At 36.4% G+C, this 17432-nt stretch carries 18 protein-coding genes; 2 read left to right on the top strand and 16 right to left on the bottom strand.

Annotation, left to right across the window (positions count from 1 at the left end; all coding sequences use genetic code 11):
* Window position 1: 1 nt before the first annotated feature.
* From CWR48_RS00125 to rpiB, 8 genes are all read right to left on the bottom strand, one after another.
* The gene (locus CWR48_RS00125; RefSeq protein ID WP_115771013.1) at window positions 2–550 is read right to left on the bottom strand and encodes a TRAP transporter small permease; all 549 of its coding nucleotides are present in this window, start codon (window positions 548–550) and stop codon (window positions 2–4) included.
* 140 nt (window positions 551–690) lie between these two features.
* The gene (locus CWR48_RS00130; protein ID WP_245976665.1) at window positions 691–1659 is read right to left on the bottom strand and encodes a C-terminal binding protein; all 969 of its coding nucleotides are present in this window, start codon (window positions 1657–1659) and stop codon (window positions 691–693) included.
* A complete protein-coding gene (locus CWR48_RS00135) occupies window positions 1649–2311 on the bottom strand; it encodes a bifunctional 4-hydroxy-2-oxoglutarate aldolase/2-dehydro-3-deoxy-phosphogluconate aldolase (protein WP_115771015.1) in 663 nt (220 codons plus the stop codon). The genes CWR48_RS00130 and CWR48_RS00135 overlap by 11 nt, the downstream gene beginning before the upstream one ends.
* Window positions 2312–2332: 21 nt before the next feature.
* Window positions 2333–3280, bottom strand: coding sequence for a sugar kinase (locus tag CWR48_RS00140; RefSeq protein ID WP_115771016.1), 948 nt, complete (start codon window positions 3278–3280; stop codon window positions 2333–2335).
* Between the two features lie 40 nt (window positions 3281–3320).
* Window positions 3321–4328, bottom strand: coding sequence for a LacI family DNA-binding transcriptional regulator (locus CWR48_RS00145; protein WP_115771017.1), 1008 nt, complete (start codon window positions 4326–4328; stop codon window positions 3321–3323).
* Window positions 4329–4991: 663 nt separating this feature from the next.
* Window positions 4992–5750, bottom strand: a complete 759-nt coding sequence (locus CWR48_RS00150; protein WP_115771018.1) for an SDR family oxidoreductase — start codon at window positions 5748–5750, stop codon at window positions 4992–4994.
* Window positions 5751–5947: 197 nt separating this feature from the next.
* On the bottom strand, window positions 5948–6898 hold the full coding sequence (gene glpX / locus CWR48_RS00155) for a class II fructose-bisphosphatase (RefSeq protein WP_115771019.1): 951 nt from the start codon (window positions 6896–6898) through the stop codon (window positions 5948–5950).
* A gap of 18 nt (window positions 6899–6916) precedes the next feature.
* On the bottom strand, window positions 6917–7408 hold the full coding sequence (gene rpiB / locus CWR48_RS00160) for a ribose 5-phosphate isomerase B (RefSeq protein WP_115771020.1): 492 nt from the start codon (window positions 7406–7408) through the stop codon (window positions 6917–6919).
* Window positions 7409–7671: 263 nt separating this feature from the next.
* Here rpiB and CWR48_RS00165 point away from each other — a divergent pair, with 263 nt between their 5' ends.
* Window positions 7672–8451 carry a DeoR/GlpR family DNA-binding transcription regulator gene (locus CWR48_RS00165; RefSeq protein ID WP_245976666.1) on the top strand — a complete coding sequence of 260 codons (780 nt, stop codon included), beginning with the start codon at window positions 7672–7674 and terminating at the stop codon, window positions 8449–8451.
* A 375-nt stretch (window positions 8452–8826) separates the two neighbouring features.
* Window positions 8827–9714, top strand: coding sequence for a 2-hydroxy-3-oxopropionate reductase (locus CWR48_RS00170; RefSeq protein WP_115771021.1), 888 nt, complete (start codon window positions 8827–8829; stop codon window positions 9712–9714).
* 244 nt (window positions 9715–9958) lie between these two features.
* On the opposite strand, the gene dhaL is transcribed toward CWR48_RS00170, so the two are convergent.
* The 8 genes from dhaL to CWR48_RS00210 all read right to left on the bottom strand — a co-directional run bounded on the left by dhaL (window position 9959) and on the right by CWR48_RS00210 (window position 17367).
* The gene (gene dhaL / locus CWR48_RS00175) at window positions 9959–10597 is read right to left on the bottom strand and encodes a dihydroxyacetone kinase subunit DhaL (protein WP_115771022.1); all 639 of its coding nucleotides are present in this window, start codon (window positions 10595–10597) and stop codon (window positions 9959–9961) included.
* 12 nt (window positions 10598–10609) lie between these two features.
* Entirely contained in the window at window positions 10610–11611 is a 1002-nt protein-coding gene (dhaK, locus tag CWR48_RS00180; RefSeq protein ID WP_115771023.1) for a dihydroxyacetone kinase subunit DhaK, read from the bottom strand.
* Window positions 11612–11670: 59 nt separating this feature from the next.
* Window positions 11671–12576: a 4-hydroxy-tetrahydrodipicolinate synthase gene (dapA, locus tag CWR48_RS00185; protein WP_245976667.1), complete on the bottom strand. Its 906-nt coding sequence runs from the start codon at window positions 12574–12576 to the stop codon at window positions 11671–11673.
* Between the two features lie 23 nt (window positions 12577–12599).
* Complete coding sequence (locus CWR48_RS00190; protein ID WP_115771025.1) at window positions 12600–13610, bottom strand: C-terminal binding protein; 1011 nt, start codon at window positions 13608–13610, stop codon at window positions 12600–12602.
* 64 nt (window positions 13611–13674) lie between these two features.
* Window positions 13675–14571: a sugar phosphate isomerase/epimerase family protein gene (locus CWR48_RS00195; protein WP_115771026.1), complete on the bottom strand. Its 897-nt coding sequence runs from the start codon at window positions 14569–14571 to the stop codon at window positions 13675–13677.
* A 2-nt stretch (window positions 14572–14573) separates the two neighbouring features.
* Window positions 14574–15395, bottom strand: coding sequence for a sugar phosphate isomerase/epimerase family protein (locus CWR48_RS00200; protein ID WP_115771027.1), 822 nt, complete (start codon window positions 15393–15395; stop codon window positions 14574–14576).
* 562 nt (window positions 15396–15957) lie between these two features.
* Window positions 15958–16311 carry a DUF3100 domain-containing protein gene (locus CWR48_RS00205; RefSeq protein WP_281270232.1) on the bottom strand — a complete coding sequence of 118 codons (354 nt, stop codon included), beginning with the start codon at window positions 16309–16311 and terminating at the stop codon, window positions 15958–15960.
* A 276-nt stretch (window positions 16312–16587) separates the two neighbouring features.
* Entirely contained in the window at window positions 16588–17367 is a 780-nt protein-coding gene (locus tag CWR48_RS00210) for a Cof-type HAD-IIB family hydrolase (protein WP_115771029.1), read from the bottom strand.
* Window positions 17368–17432: the final 65 nt, after the last annotated feature.

The following is a 17432-nucleotide window of genomic DNA, read 5'->3' on the forward strand; positions in this document are numbered from 1 at the left end:
TTTATTTCTGATTTTTATCGTCTTTTGTCTCTTCCATTACAAAATCATGCTCCGTCTTCACTTCAAATTCCCGTTTACCCATAAGTGTTAATACTTGATAAAAGATTTGTTGGATAAGACGAATGGAAGTTATAGCAAAGCCAACTGGTGTAGCCATATAAACAAACCCCATTGGAACATGTAATGCTGGAGAAGTCTGTCCCCAACCTAAAAGTTGTTGAGCAATGTCATATCCATATACGATAACTAGTAGAGAAAAAGCCAAAAAGATTAAGTTAGCAATAAGACCCAAAATAATCTTCTGTTTATTTTTCATAAACTGCAATACAACATCCACTTTAATGTGTTTTTGCGTTTTTACACCATAGCTAATACCGATATAAACTAACCATATAAAACAATATCGAGCTAATTCTTCGGACCATGTTAGTGAGGAGTTCAATGCATATCGCATAAACACTTGTATAGTGATTGAAGCGGTCATTACAGTACTTAGAACAATTAATAACGATTCCTCTAAGTGTTCATCAAGCCATTTGATTATTTTCATGGTTATCCTCGCTTTCAAAAATAGTTTAATAGAATAATTTTATTAGAAGAGGTAAACATTCTAGTACATCCTTTTTCTTCAGAAAAGAACTTGAAATTAATTTCAGTAATAGCTATTCGCGCTAAATTTTTTCCATACAATTAATTCTTCACACGAACAACGTATTTTGGCTCTTTATCTTGAAGAACGTCTGCAACGTTTTGTGCAGTCTTCCTTTTTAACTCATTTTCAGATTCTGCTGAATGCCATGCAACGTGAGGATTTAAGACGACTTGTTCCATCTTCAGTAAAGGGTTATCCTCTTTAATTGGTTCCATTTCTAGAACATCCAAACCTGCACCTGCAATTTCATTGTTCACTAGTGCATGAATCAATGCTTTTTCATCAATGATTGGACCTCTTGAAGTATTAATGATGAAAGCCTCTTTCTTCATCCACTTAAACTGCTCTTCTCCAACTATTCCAATAGTTGTTTCATTCAATGGCGTATGAACGGAAATATAGTCACTCAGTCGGAATAATTCCTTAAACTCTACTAGCTCTACATTCAATTCTTTGGCTACTTCTCTTGGAATGAAAGGATCATAGGCAATAACTTTTAATCCAAACGCTTGAGCTCTTTTCGCTACTTTTTGAGCAATATTTCCAAGGCCTAATAGACCGAGCACGCTTCCCCTAAGTTTAAAAATTGGTGTGCCGACTTTATAATCCCATACTCCATCTTTTACTTTGTTGTTTAAAAATGTAACTTTTCTAGCTAAAGACAGCAGTAAAGCCATTGCATGGTCAGATACTTCATCTAAACAGTAATCAGTTACATTACATACCTTAATATTTTTTTCCGTTGCAGCTTGTACATCAATCGTATTGAAGCCAATTCCATATCGTGCAATAACTTTACAATCTTTTAAACTTTCAATAACCTTTTTACCTAGTGGTGCATATTGATTAATGATTGCATCAACATCTTTAGCTACTTCGATGACTTCTTCTTCTGTCCGACATTGGGCATAAACAAACTCAATATCAGGAATTTGTTCTCTAATTAAATTTTCTTCAATTTCGAGAGAGTCATACTCAAAATCAGAAAATAATACTTTAAACCCCACTTGTGACAACTCCTTTTTGTTTTAACTCAACAAACTTGTCGGCATACAGTTTTGCTCGAGATGTTAATTCCATTAATTCCTCAGGTGTAGCAGTCATATTTCCTTTCACCAAGGAACTACCTATACCAACACCAATTGCTCCAGCACGGAAAAATTCATTCATATTTTCAAGTCCGATTCCTCCAGTTGGAAGGATTGGGACTTGAGGTAGTGGTCCACGCACATCCTTTATATAACTTGCTCCTAAGCTTCTTGCAGGGAAGAGTTTGATTACATCCGCCCCCGCTTCAAAAGCTGTTAGAATTTCAGTCGGTGTCATCGCAGCAGGCATACTTAACACTCCATAACGCTTCGTTAAACGAATTGTTTCGATATTTGTAGTCGGAGAAATGACAAATTTGGCACCACTGTTAATAACAAGCTTAGCTGTCTCAGGATCAAGGACAGTTCCTGCACCAATATACATTTCATCGCCAAACTCTTTAACGGCTTCTTCAATAGCAAATGTAATTCTATGCGTGTCAGCTGTAACTTCTACAGTGCGAATGCCCCCTTTTAAAAGAGCTTCTAGAATATATACAATATTTTCACGTTGTTGTCCACGGATAATTGCGACAATACCATTCTCTTTTATTCTGCTTATCCCATCCATTGCTTTCCCTCCAATTTCAACCTATCTAGCAACATCTTCAATATGTGACTGGTATTTGGTTAGTTCACTTCTTTCTGGTAATCCTTCGACATCCCCATCGACTTTTACAACAACCGAACCGACAAGATTACCACGGGCTACGCTTTCTTTTATCGATAATCCATTAAGCAGTCCAGAAAGAAAGCCTGTACAAAATCCATCTCCCGCACCAACTGGGTCTCTTACTTCACTAACTGCGACAACAGGCACATGTTCTGATTTTTCTTCAGTTACATAGTAAGCACCTTTTGAGCCAGTTTTAATAACCGCTAATGATGCACCAGAATATAAAATGCCTTTCCCAATTTCGATAGGATCCTTCGTACCGTAGAGAAACTCTCCTTCATCCACCCCAGGTAGAGTGATATCAGCGTAGGAAATTAGTTCTAGAAGTACTTCTCTAGCTCTTTCTTCTGGCCACAAATTCCTTCTTAAATTCGGGTCAAAGACTACAGTAACACCATTCTTTTTCGCCAATTTAATTGCATAAACAATCGCTTCATAACAAGATTCACTTAAAGCGGGTGTGATTCCTGTAACATGTAAATACTTGGCTCGTTTCAAGTACTCTTCATTTATGTCGCCTGCACACATTTTGCTTGCAGCGGAACCTTTCCGGTAATACTGAATTCGAAATTCAGAGACTGTACGTTTTTCTTTAAAGTATAAGCCTGTCGGTGCCGCATCATCATATTGAACTTGACTGACATCAACACCTTCTCCCCTTAAAAAAGAAAGGATAGCTTTCCCAAATTCATCATTCCCTACTCGGCTAATCCAACCGGCTTTATGTCCTAGCTTGGATAATCCGATAGCAACATTTGATTCAGCTCCACCGAATCTCCTAGAAAAGTTAGACGCATAGCGCATATGTCCTTGGGTATTTGGGGTGAATAACACCATCGTCTCTCCAATTGTAATCACATCCATGAATTGTCCCCCCTCCATGTATCCATTGACTAGCTTTTGATTAAGCTTTAACAGAAGAAGATCTTCTTATTAATTCTGGTTCAAAGCGATGAACAATCCCCTTGTTAAGTTCAATTCCTTTTATTTTTTCAATTAATAATTTAGCTGCTCCTGCTCCAATTTCAAAGGCTGGCTGGGCAACCGTTGATAAAGAAGGAGTGAAAATATCAGCAAAGGAAGGTTCATCGATTCCGATAAGGGCTAAATCCTTTGGAACTTTCAGATTATTTACCCTTACATGTTTTAGAATTTCCATCAGTGTTAAGTCATTGGCTGCAATCAATGCTTCTGGTGGGTTTGGTGATTCCAGTAAGTTTCCTAGCCTTGTCTGCATTTCTTTTATTGGAGAAGTAATAACATAATTTCCATCAGAATATAATTCATATTCCTCCACTGCTTTTTTATAACCAACGAGACGTTCCATTCTTGGAGTACTCGTTGCAGGGGCCATTGTCATAATCGCGATTTTTTCATAGCCATTATCTGCGAGCTCGCCCACGCATAATTTTGCTGCTTTTTCATTATCTAATAACATGGCACTAACTTGTATATCCGATAGAATCCGGTCGATAAAAACAAGTGGAAAATTTCTTTTCCATAACTTTTGATACAGTTCCATATTACTGCTGGTTGGCATCGCTATAATTCCATCAACTTGTTTGGATAGCAGCATTTCAATGTAACGTTTTTCTTTTTCTGTGTTATCATCTGCATTACAAATAATGACATGATAACCTGATTCGTTACATACATCCTCAATAGCCCTCATTACCTTTGTATTGAAGCTATACAAAATATTAGCCAAAATTACTCCAATCGTTGTTGTCTTTTTCTGTTTCAGACTTCTAGCAATTTTATTTGGATTGTAGTCTAGTTCTTTGATTACCTTTTTAATACGTTCTTTCGTTTCTATGGCCATGTATTCATAGCGACCATTTAGATACTGGGAAATTGTACTTTTAGATACTCCAGCACGTTTTGCTACATCGCCAATAGTTACCATCTTCATTGATTACCCCCAACTGGAAATGCTGCCACTTTTGGAAACCAACTAATTAGAAACTGTTATCCAATATTTCCCCATGCCTATTAAATAAACAATAGATTGATAGTTTAACTAAACCGATTTACTAAAGAATCAAATTTTTTTGTAAATCGATTATTAATAATAATAGTATAATTTCTTTGTAAGCGTTTTACAAGTCTTTTCTTTTATTTTTTTTCATTTTTTTTCACATTCACGTATCAAAAGACTATTTTTCCTTATATTTAGTAATAAACAATAACAATCAAAAAATAAAATTAGTATTAGAAAATTACAAACGTCATTTTTTTGATTTAGGATATAGGATTATCCCTAAAGTGCGAAGTAACTTAAAAGAATTGCTTATTCATGCCTTTTAGGGGAAATACATATGTTGAACACGATTAGTAACCCAACAGGGGGATGACGTACCGAATGGAATGGAATGGAAATCTCTTCATTCGGTCACTTATGGGAAGGATGAAGTACCGAACGAGGCGAAAAAAAACTCATTCGGTAACTTATCAGATGGCTGAAGACCTGAGATGCTATTCTTCCGAAAAGTGGTTACTTCATGCTTTATAAAAAATCCGTCAAAAACATTATTTTTTTTAGAAAGCAGCCTAATGCCGCTATGTGAAGGCTCATTTACCTCCCTAGCCAGCCACCATCAACAGATAATAGATGTCCATGTACATAATTGGATGCATCAGAAGCTAAATAAATAATCGTTCCTTTAAAATCATCTGGTGCACCCCATCGAGCCGCTGGGATTCTCTCCATAATTTGTCTGTTACGTGTATTATCATGAATCAACGCCTCATTCATATCTGTTGCGACATATCCTGGAGCAATTGCATTCACATTTACATTGTACTGTGCCCATTCATTAGATAAGGCTTTCGTTAGTTGGGCTACCCCTCCCTTTGCCGATGCGTAAGCAGGAATGGTAATCCCACCTTGATATGAATTCAGAGAAGCGATATTAATAATTTTCCCTTTCTTTCTCGGTACCATATGTTGACCAGCTCTTTGCGCTAACATCCAGACTGCTTTCAAATTGACAGTAATGACATCATCCCAATCTTCTTCTGAAAACTCTGTTGCAGGTGATCTCCGTTGAATCCCACCATTATTTACTAAAATATCTAATTTGCCCATTTTTTCGATTACTGTTGGTACAGCATTTTTCACTTGTTCCATATCAAATAAATCACACGATATGATTTCACATTTTCTCCCTAGCAGCTCAATCTCTTCTTTTACATAGACTTGGGATGGATCTCTTTGCAGCAGCGCAATATCCGCACCCGCTTCAGCTAAACCGATAGCTAATGAATGCCCAATCCCCCTAGTAGCACCCGTTATTGCCGCTACTTTTCCTTCTAACGAAAATAAATCTAACATTTTCATCCTCCTTGTAATGTGTATTTCTTATACCGTAATCATTTTCATTTCAGTCTGACCTTCAACTTTTATTACGGTTCCTACAATCTATGAAGACAATTTCAAGGAAATATTTTTTACAAAAAAGCTCCCTAGTAGATTGTTATTCTACCTTATGGGAGTTTTAATCTATTAAAAACTTTTTTCTAGTATGCCTTTCATAAAGTAAGCTGTTTAACTGGATACGTACTTTTCACATATCTTACTTGCTTTTCTCTACCACTTACGAGAATAGAATGGGTGATGTAGTTATTATATTGCGTTTCGATTCCATCAATAATAAGGTTATCTGTGATGCCTGTTGCAACAAAAACACAATCATCTGTACGAACCAAATCCCCATGATATAAAACTCCTTCAGGATTCGTTATTCCCATTTCCTTACATCTTCGTATTTCCTCATCATCCCTTGGCAAGAGTCTTGCTTGCATTTCTCCGCCAAGACATCCTACTGCAACGGCTCCCAATACCCCTTCTGGTGCACCGCCAATTCCTAGAAACATATCGACATTTAAACTTTCGATACAGGTAGCTGTTGCGTAAATGACATCCCCATCATTAAACAATCGAACTTTAACTCCCATTTTTCGAATTCTATCAATATAGTCTTTGTGTCTAGGGCGATCTTGAATGAGGACATTTAATTCTGTTACGTCCTTTCCATTCGCTTTCGCCACAGCTTTTATGTTCTCTTCAATTGGTGCATCAATATCAATTTTCCCCTTCGCCTTAGGACCAACCGAAAGTTTCTTCATGTACATATCAGGTGCATGTAATAACATTCCTTTTGGTGCTGCTGCAATAACCGTGATAGCATTGCCTTGGCCGTTTACCGTTGGCGTTGTACCTTCAATTGGATCAACTGCAATATCCACTTTATGCGTTCCACCTGCACCTAGTTTTTCACCAATATAGAGCATTGGTGCTTTGTCAATTTCCCCTTCACCAATTACAATTGTGCTATCCATTTTCATCTTGTTTAAGTTTTCACGCATCGCATTCGTTGCAGCCCCGTCTGCTGCAATTTTATCTCCACTACCAACCCAAGGCATCGCAGCAACTGCTGCTGATTCGGTTACTTTCAGAAAATCTAATAACAAGGATTGCATGACACCACTCCTCTTGGTTTAGTTGACGCTGCAATTACTTCCCGCTACTGCTTCTTTGAAGTTTTCACTAACAAATTCTTGCTCCTTTTCAACAATTTTATCGACTTTACGTTTAGAACCTTCTGCCCAGGATACATTTAGATAAGCTTCAACTACCTTTTTCGCAACTTCTGGACCAATAATTTGTGCACCCAGCGTGATGATTTGTGCGTTATTACTTAATTGTGCTCTTTCTGCAGAATAAACGTCATGAGCTAGAGCAGCACGGATACCAGGATATTTGTTTGCAGCAATACAAACACCAATACCTGTTCCACAAATTAATATCCCTCTATCTACATTTCCTTCGCTAATTGCTGCGGAAACGTCAAACGCTACATCTGGATAATCCACTGCATCTTTCGAGTGGCATCCAAAATCAATTACCTCATGGTCTGTATCTGCTAAATATTCTTTAATCGTCTCTTTCAAATCAAATGCATTATGGTCACTACCGATAGCTATCCTCATTTTAAAAATCCCCTTTCATTTTACAGAATATTGTTTTCGTTCTCAACTTAATTCTATTATATACCTTCGTTTTTTTCAAGCGTTTTTATTTGTTTATTATCAAAATGAAAATAAATGATAAATAAACCTAGTATATTTTCTAATTAAATACCCGTTTTTCTCGAATCATTAAATAATACTTCTAATTATTTTTATTTATTTTCATTTACTTTTATGTTATGATAAAACTATTAAACTTGATATCGGATATAAGAGGTGACAAAATGGGCAAAATGTTTGCCGAAGAGAGACGGGGATTAATTTTAACCCAACTTCAAAAAGAAAAACGTATAACTGTAAAAGATCTAGCCAAAAATTTAAACGTATCAGAAGCTACTTTACGGACAGATTTAAACATCATGGAACAAGATGGGTTATTAACAAGAACCCACGGTGGAGCTGTACTGAATGAAAATTCAACTCCGAAAAACAACAGTTTTTCGGAACGGGCAACGAAAAACATCGATTACAAAAGATCGATTACGAATAAAGCAATCAACATGATTGTAGATAAAAACAGTATTTTACTTGATGCTAGTACAACTGCACTAGAATTAGCCCGCCGTCTAAAGGAAACAGATCTGCGACTAACCGTCGTGACAAATGGATTAATGACAGCTATGGAGCTGAAGGAAAATCCAAATGTGAACGTCATCCTAATCGGTGGTATTGCCCGAATGGGATCCATGGCATTGGAAGGTCTTCTTGGAAGTTCCATTTTAGATAAAATTAATATAGATGTTATGTTTACATCGGCCAATGGATTTACAATTGGTGATGGGCTTACCGATTTCAATGTTTACGAAGTAGAACTAAAAAGACGAATGGTAGAAAAGGCAGACAAAGTTGTCGCGCTTATTGACAATACGAAAGTTGGAAATAGCTCCATTGCATCTTTCGCAACCATCGATCAAATCGATACATTGATTACGGATAAAAAGTTACCGAGAGAAATAGCAGATGAGCTAACTTCTTATGATATGAATGTAATTGATGGAAAATAATGTATAAAAGGGATAGTTAGAAACAAGTATATGTTTCACTATCCTTTTTTTATTTTGGTCTCTTATCGATTTGAGGAATGGAAAGAAGATATTCTGTCTAATTACTGATAATTTGAAGTGTCGCACGACTTTCAAGAGTTCTCGCACGAATTTAAGAGTCCTCACACCACTTCTTGGAGCTGCCCCATACACATCCGCCTGGTGTGATCCCAAATGGGTATACTATTCGTTTTTATATTCATTTTTTTCTTTATCTTTTTATGAAATCTTTCATATATATTCTTTTATTTTCGAAATGAATGTATTTTATATACATTTCACTATATTTGTTATAGAATGATAATGTAAAAAAACATTTTCATAGGGGTGGATTACATGAAAGTCGGATTTATTGGATTAGGGATTATGGGGAAACCAATGGCAGCTCATCTTATTAGAATGGGATATGAAACATATCTTTTTGATTTAAATACAGATGCTGTAAACGAATTAAAGGCGATAGGCGGACATGCTTGCGGATCAAACAAAGAGGTTGCTAAAAATAGTGATGTTATTATTACAATGCTTCCAGCAGGAAAACATGTTTCACTCGTATTGTTCACTGAAGAAGGTATTGCTTCAAACTGTAAACCAGGAACGATTATCATTGATATGAGCTCTGTAAAACCAGAGGAATCAAAAGAGTTCGCTAATAAACTAAAAGAATATAATATTCATTTTATTGATGCGCCTGTTAGTGGTGGGGAACCAATGGCAATTGAAGGTACTCTATCCATCATGGCTGGTGGAAATGAAGAGCATTTCAATAAAGTACTACCTTTATTACAAGTAATGGGCGAACATATTGTTCATATGGGGCCAACGGGAACTGGTTCTGCAACAAAACTAGCAAACCAAATTCTCGTAAGTACTCACCTTGCTGCATTGGCAGAAGCTTCCGTATACGCTAGTAAAGCAGGGATTGACTTGAACAAGCTTTATGAAGCAGTTCGGAGTGGACTAGCTGGCAGTGCAGTAATGGATGCAAAAATGCAACGTATCATTGACCGTGATTTCGAACCAGGCGGTAAAATCGAAACAAACTTTAAAGATTTAGGGAACATCCAAGCATCTGCAAATACACTTGGAGTACCACTTCCAGTAACTAACTTAGTTAAAGAAATCTTCGGTTCTGAGATTGCAAACGGAAACGGTGGAAATGACCATTGTTACATTATTGATTTCTTTGAGAAAATGGCAAATCACCAAGTAAGCGGAAAATAAATTAGAATTATCATAGTGCATGCCTTGGCTTGCACTTTTTTTATAAAATCTTTATCCAAAAGTAAATTTTTACTGTTTTCTGATTTTGTTGTCTATTATTCATGATAGACTGCTCCGATTCCATTCTTCTTTCTTTTGTCTATCATCCACCCCCAAAAGTATATTTCAAAAGACAGGAAAAAAGAAGCTGTTCCAAAGGGTATCATATCACCATTAGGAACAGCTTCTTACATTCGTATTTCTATTATGCATGTACTTTTGCAAAATCTAAGAATGCTTTTAAGATCATATGAGCAGAAGTTGCTCCTGGGTCTTGAGCACCTTTCGAGCGTTCACCAAGACGGCTGGAACGGCCAATTTTTGATACTAAATCAGTTGTTGATTTCATTCCTATTTCTCCAGCTTCTACTGCCGATTCAAATGCAGGAATAAATTCTCGATCAAAATTTACTACTAATGCTTCTAAAGCCGGGATTAATGTATCCATCATTGTTTTATCCCCTACTTTTGCATTACCACGTTCTTGCACACCATTAATAAATGCAATCCAATATGCAGCTAGGTCTACATCGTTCAACTCAGATTTACCTTTTACGGCTTTTCCTCCACGCATGAAACCAGTTGCATAAAGTGGACCAACAGAAGAACCAACCGCATTCAAGAATGTCATTCCAACAGTAGAACTAATTTTCCCGCAGTCTGATTCTTCTGCAAGTTTTCCGTTCAGCTGTTCGTTTACCGCTTGCCAACCAATAGACATGGTAACCCCATGATCCCCGTCACCTAATTTTCGATCAAGGTCACAAAGATAATCTTTTTCCTTTTCCACAATATCTACAACTTCTTTAAAATAATTAATTAATTCTTTTGCAGTTATATTCATAGAAATTCTCCTTTATTTCTGTACGAACATTGGTGTATTAACTGGGTGGTCGACTAATTTTTTCGTTTCATCATCAAGTTTCGTTAATGTAATGGATGCTCCACCCATTTCAAGGGAGGTAATGTAATCTCCTACATAGGAACGATATATTTTAATACCTTTTTCACTTAGCACTTGCTCCACACGACGGAACATTATATAAAGTTCCATTCGAGGAGTGGATCCTAACCCATTGACAAGAACAGCTACTTCGTCTCCTTCATTTATTTCCATATCTTCGAAAATTGGTTGCAATAGTTGATCTGTAACTTTATCGGCTGTGTCTAATGTAGCTTTTCGAATTCCCGGTTCTCCGTGGTGTCCTAAACCAATTTCCATTTCATCGTCACCTATTTCAAAACTTGGTTCCCCTGTTTGTGGCAAGGAACAAGGCGTTAAACCAACACCCATGGAACGAGTATTATCGTTTGTTTTACGTGCGATATCTGCCACTTCTTTTAATTTATATCCTAAGTCAGCTGCTGCTCCAGCCATTTTATAAACGAAAAATTCTCCAGCAATCCCACGACGTTTATCTTTTTCTTCTTTTGGTGCAGATGCAACATCATCAGAAGCAAGCACCATTTCTACTTCAATATCTTCCATTTCCGCCATCTCTGCAGCCATTCCGAAGTTCATCACGTCACCTGCATAGTTCCCGTATAGGTAAACGACACCCGCACCTTTATCTATCGCTTTTGTCACTTCTAAAATTGGCGCTGGGGGTGGAGAAGCAAAAATATTCCCAACAGCTACACCGTCGGCCATCCCGTCTCCAACATAACCCATGAATGCTGGCTCATGACCTGAACCACCACCAATTAAAATAGCAACTTTTCCTTCTTCTTTCGGCTTCGCTGAAACTAATGCGCGATCATTTTCTTCCAAACGCTTTATATATTCTGGATGGGCTTTTACATAACCATCAATCATTTCTTCAACGACATTTTTCTTATCATTGATCAGCTTTTTCATTCAGGCACACTCCTTGTGATAGTATTGATTAAGTGTCAAGCTCCAGTGCTTCGCTTCTCTTAAAGTAAATCTGCTGTTTTTAAAATTTCTATTAATTGCTCTTTCTTTTCAGTGCTCAACTCACGGGTTGGAGGTAACACGTATGTGGAGATATCTAGACCTCTTAACTTCATCGCTTCTTTGATTACCCCTATAAATGGTGAATCCAAGTTGTACATTTTTGGCAGACCTGCTATTTTACGGTGCAACTTTACAGCTTGTTCTAAATCATTTTCCCGGAAAGCCTTATAAAGCTCCACGGTAATTTCTGGAGCAAAGTTTATACTTGCACAGATTGCTCCATCCCCACCAAGGATTAATGTATTGAATACATGGTTATCAAATCCTGAGAAAACAGTAAAGTCTGGGTATTTACTTTTCACCGTAGAAATCATGTTTTCGATATGAGCAATGGAATCAATCGTTTCTTTAATTCCAACAATATTTTCATATTTATCCACTAATTTCAACACAAATTCAGGAGATAAATCTTGGCCTGTTAAAGTAGGGAAATTATAAAGCAAAATTGGTAGTTCAATAGATTCTGCAATTTCTGCGTAATGAGCAAATAAATTCTCTTCCGTTAGTGTACAGTAATACGGATTAATCACAACGACACCATCTGCACCAACTTTTTCTGCATGTTGGCTCAAACTTAGAGCTTCTTTTGTGCTTGAACTTCCCGTACCAATTAAAACAGGAACTCTTCCGGCAACATAATTGGTAGTAAATTCGACAATTTCCTTGCGAAGTTCCACTGACATTTGTGAAAATTCTCCACCACTACCAAGGAAAAATAATCCATCCACTTTTGCATGGATTAAAAAGTCGATTACCGTCGCCATCCCTTTTTCATCTAGATTTCCATCCGCATCAAGAATAATTGATACAGGTGGAATAATCCCATGAAAATTTGTTTTCATCATTATAAACTCTCCCCATTCCTCTGTTAGAATTTATATTCTTCTCTCATTTCAAAGGCTTTTAAATCTAGTTTCTCTTGTAGACCTTTATTTACTAAGTATTTTGGATATTGTCCATATACGAGTACGTCAATTATTCCAAGAGCTGTTTTTGAACGCATTTCTTCAGCAGATTCTTCGGAATACCCTGCCATATGAGGTGTAAGTATGACATTATCCATAGACAAGAAAGGATGATTGCGATCAATTGGTTCGTTTTCAACTACGTCAAGTCCTACTGCAGCTACGGTACCATTATGTAATGCTTCTAGTAATGCTTCTTCATCTACTACAGGTCCTCTCGCAGTATTCACAAGGTAGACGCCTTTTTTCATCAAGTTGAATTGTTCTTTACCAATCATGCCTTTCGTTGAATCTGTAAGAGGAGCATGAACAGAAATAACATCAGCTCTTTCACATAATTCTTCTAAAGATACAAGCTCAACGTCATGGTCTTTGGCCACTTCTTCTGGTAAGAAAGGATCGGAAACAACAATCTTCAATCCAAGCACTTTTACTTTTTCTGATAATCTTCTTGGAATGTTACCAAATCCAACCAACCCTATTGTCAACTTACTTAATCGTCGAATTGACTTTGTTGTATTAACATCCCAAACATCATTTTTTACTGTTTGATTGGCAAATGGAATTTTACGTAGAAGACTCATGATTAATGCAAGTGCATGGTCTGATACTTCATTTATTCCATAGTCTGGCACGTTCCCTATACAAATTTCCTTTTCTGTTGCAGCATCTAAATCAATGGTGTCCACACCAACGCCATATCTAGTGATGATTTTACATTTTTCCAATGATTCGATTACTCGACGAGAAATTGGTGCATATAGATTGATGATTCCATCTGCTTCACGACAAACCTCGATAACTTCATCTTCTGTTTTACATTGATGAATTTCTAATTCAATCCCATCGTGAGCGAGTACTTTCTTTTCGTATTTTAAATTTGGATATTCATGATCTGTAATAACAACTTTCATTGTGTTCGCCACCTTAAACTAATTATTTTTTCATTTTTATTCAAAAGAAGGAATTTTTTTACTATTAAACAGGCAGACTTTGTAAAGCCTTACCAAGGATGTCCCTTAAATTCATTTCATTTTTCATACAATTTTCCTTGTCGACTTTTCCACGAACTTCAGCTGCGACGCGTAGCCCATTTTCTGCTTGAATACCGCACTCGTCCGCCTTTTGCAAAATCGCACTGATTTTCTCTACTGTTAGGAATCCTGGTTCGCCGATTTCCATATGAAAATCACCATACAATTCAATTTTTGTATCTAGAACTGCATTGGAAAAATGAATCTGATGGATGAGGTCTCCCCCTTTTTCCAGTGCTTCGAAAATATCTTCACCATTTAATGCTGCATGGGCTGTATCAAAAGCAATTCCAACATTGCCATATGTTTCTTGTACCCTAGCTAATAATTCTACTGTTTCATCGGTTGTTCCAATGATCCGCTTTTTATGAGCAAAACGATCAAGTGGTTCAATTAATAGATTCATTTTATACTCTTTTGCAGCCTCGGCAATTTCACATAAACTCTCGTAAAGCCCTTCGATTCCTTCAGCCCAGCGTTCTGGACCAGGGTCATCACCTGTTACGATTGCGATATTTTTTGCCCCAATTTCAGCAGCTAAAGGCAAGCTTTCTTTGACTGTCCTTACTGTTTCTTTTCGAAGTGCAGTATCTAAAGAAGAAACATCTAGTTTATTTTCCTCAATTAAAAAGGTAAGCCATTGTGTAACATCAATCCTATTTTTTTCTGTGACCGCTAGGATTCGTTTTCTTTCTTGTTTATCAAATCCATCCCCTAGCTCAACGGATTTGTAAAAGTTTGCTTCTACAATGCTTTCTAGTAGATCAGCAGTGAAGTTCTTTTCTCTTTTAATAGGATGAAAGATTTCAGGGACGAGTAATGAAGGGATAAATTCTGTCATTCTTACTCTCCTTTTACAATTGGATATAGATTTTTTTCAACATATTTACCGATCTCTGCAATCGTTTCAGTAGTTTGGGTTTGGGCTTCTGGTGTTTCTTCTTCCACGATAAGCCAGCCTTCATAGTCATAATTTTTTAGAACTTGGACACACTGAGGAATATCAATATCTCCTTCCCCCATCTTCTTCCACTCTTGATGCTTCGAAGCATCTTTGAAATGAACATGCTTAATTAATGGAAGTGCTTCATTAATAATTTCTACTGGATCCATTCCTCCAAAAATAATATGACCAACGTCTGGAGTGTAGCCCATATATTTAGGGTCCAACCCATCAAATAAGACATCATAGTCTTCTTTGAATCTCCAATAAGAAGTTTCATAGGAAATTGGGTGGAATGAAGTCACAACACCATTTTCATAAGCACGTTTTCCTAATTCATTTGCACCCTTAATTATCTCTTTTTGTCTTTGCAAGATATTATCACGGTTCTGACCTACCCGGGAAGGTATATTTAAAATAGCACCTGGGAATTGCTTAAGATAATCAAAGTAATACGTTTGTAATTCTCTTTCCTTTTCAGAGGATTTCCCACCATCAAATGCATGTGGCAATGTTAAAGCTGCTAGTTTCAAACCTCTATTATCCAATTCCTGTTTGAACAGGGCTGGGTCATTTTTATAACTTCCTAGTAGTGCAACTTGCATATCTAGTCCAGTAAATCCGCCTTGTTTTACATCGTCCATAATTTTATCCATTATATTAGCTTCAATATCGTAATTTAGCACCCATGTCGATCCTTGGCATCCAAATTCCATTACCATCAATTCGTCCTCCTATATAAATCGTTTTATAAAAATTACTTGTAATCGTTTTCATGTTATTATATATTTATAGTAGCATTTATTTTCATTTTGTCAATAAATTTTATCAAATTCTTCTAATTATAATCTTTTCATCCGTAATAGATAACAAACGAAAGTAAATAATAAATCGAAAAATAAAGGTAAATAAAGATGACAGGCACCTGCCGAATTATGTCGAGGACTATAAAAGTGTGTATTCTCTGGAATGTTTCAGGTCACCATGCTTTTTTCTATTAAAGAAATAGATTACAAAATAAAAGGAAAGGGACACAGTTGTGTAGTGCACATCGAAAGTTAGAATAATAATTACATTTTCGGGGGGTGCACTACATTCTCATTCCTCAAAAATAGTGGATTTAGATTAATTCTAAGTCTACTATTTTTGCTTATTTATGTGCAGATATTCTAACTGGTATAGTAAAGATAGATAACGGCTGGCCAAATAGGTGGAATAGCAAATGACCAAAAAATTGAACAAAGTAAAATCAGTAAAGATATTCACTATACTCTATAGACATACTCACACTTCATTATAGAAACTAACGTACATAATATTATAAAGAAATACAAGAACATTTCGGCATAGCGATATTAATACGAGTGCAAATTTTACACATTTTCGATTTTCGCTTGGCCCACTTTTTACGTCCCCCAGTAAGTAAATTGTATATACGATTCGTTTTAATGGAACAGCAAAAAAGACCCTTGTATAGGTTCCAATAAACCTAGTTAATGACTGACTCGTTGCTGCATACCACAACATGACATTTTCCATGTCAGGTTGAATTGCCACGAGCGAAGATGCAGCTGCTGTCATCAGGCTTGATAATCTCATGCCGGATGCCATTGCCAGTGCCTTCACTTCTAAGCCCAAAGTGAATTTTAGTATGTTTTGGATATGATATTTTTCATTGTGTATACTTTGGCCTTCTTTGGTATTCTCTATTATCTTTTAGATTCTCCTATTAATAGGACGAAATAAAAAGCAAAGAGAATTCTCTCTTTGCTTTGATTGATATAAATATCTTGTATATATAACTACGCGTAATACTACATGATTATTTTGTCGATATTTCCCAGGAAATGACGGTATAATTTCAATCACACTACTATTTCATATATATAAAGTAGTATACATTATTCCTAAAAACTACTTTAATAAACGAGCCATTTTTAGACCATGCAATATCCCATCATCACCAACATGCTTCGTAACATACTTCGCAACCTTTTTCGCTTCTTCGTGACCATTTCCCATTGCAATGCTATTTGGAATAAACTTCAGCATTTCAATATCATTTAGACCATCTCCAAACGCATAAACATCTTGTAGATCGACACCTAAATGACGGACAAGCTGCTCAATTCCATTTGCCTTAGAGCCTCCCATTGGAATAACATCCAATGAATATGTATGCCATCTCACAAAATCAAGTTCAGCATATTTATTTTGATACATGGAATCATTCTCTTCCGTGCAGAAAAGCAATGCCTGATAAATTTCCCGTCCCTCAAAAAAATTTGGATTATACGTTAGTTTACTATTAACTTTAAGTGAATCTATTGCTTCTTTAACTTGTGGGTGGCTCTCAATGTTAGAATTCCATTCCGCTTCATTCATATATACTAACGGATGATTATTTTCCATAGAAAAACTTGTCAATTCCGCTAATTTATCTGGGTCAATCGCGTTCTTATATACGACTTCGTTATTATGTACAACATATTGCCCATTAAAGCTTACATATGTATGAATGTTTAATTCCTCTTGTAATTCCTTGAAATTAAATGGCGAGCGACCAGTTGCAATAGCGATTTCATGTCCTTGCTCCTGTAATTGCCCAATTGCCTTCTTTGTCGATGCAGGTAGCTTCTTTTCATCATCAAATAATGTTCCATCGATATCGAAAAATATTAGTTTTTTCGCCATGTTATATCCCTCGCTTTTTGATACTACTATAGCATAGATGCTTGTGTGATTCTAAACTTTCCTAC

This window comes from Oceanobacillus arenosus (assembly GCF_003369575.1).
Lineage (GTDB): Bacteria > Bacillota > Bacilli > Bacillales > Amphibacillaceae > Oceanobacillus > Oceanobacillus arenosus.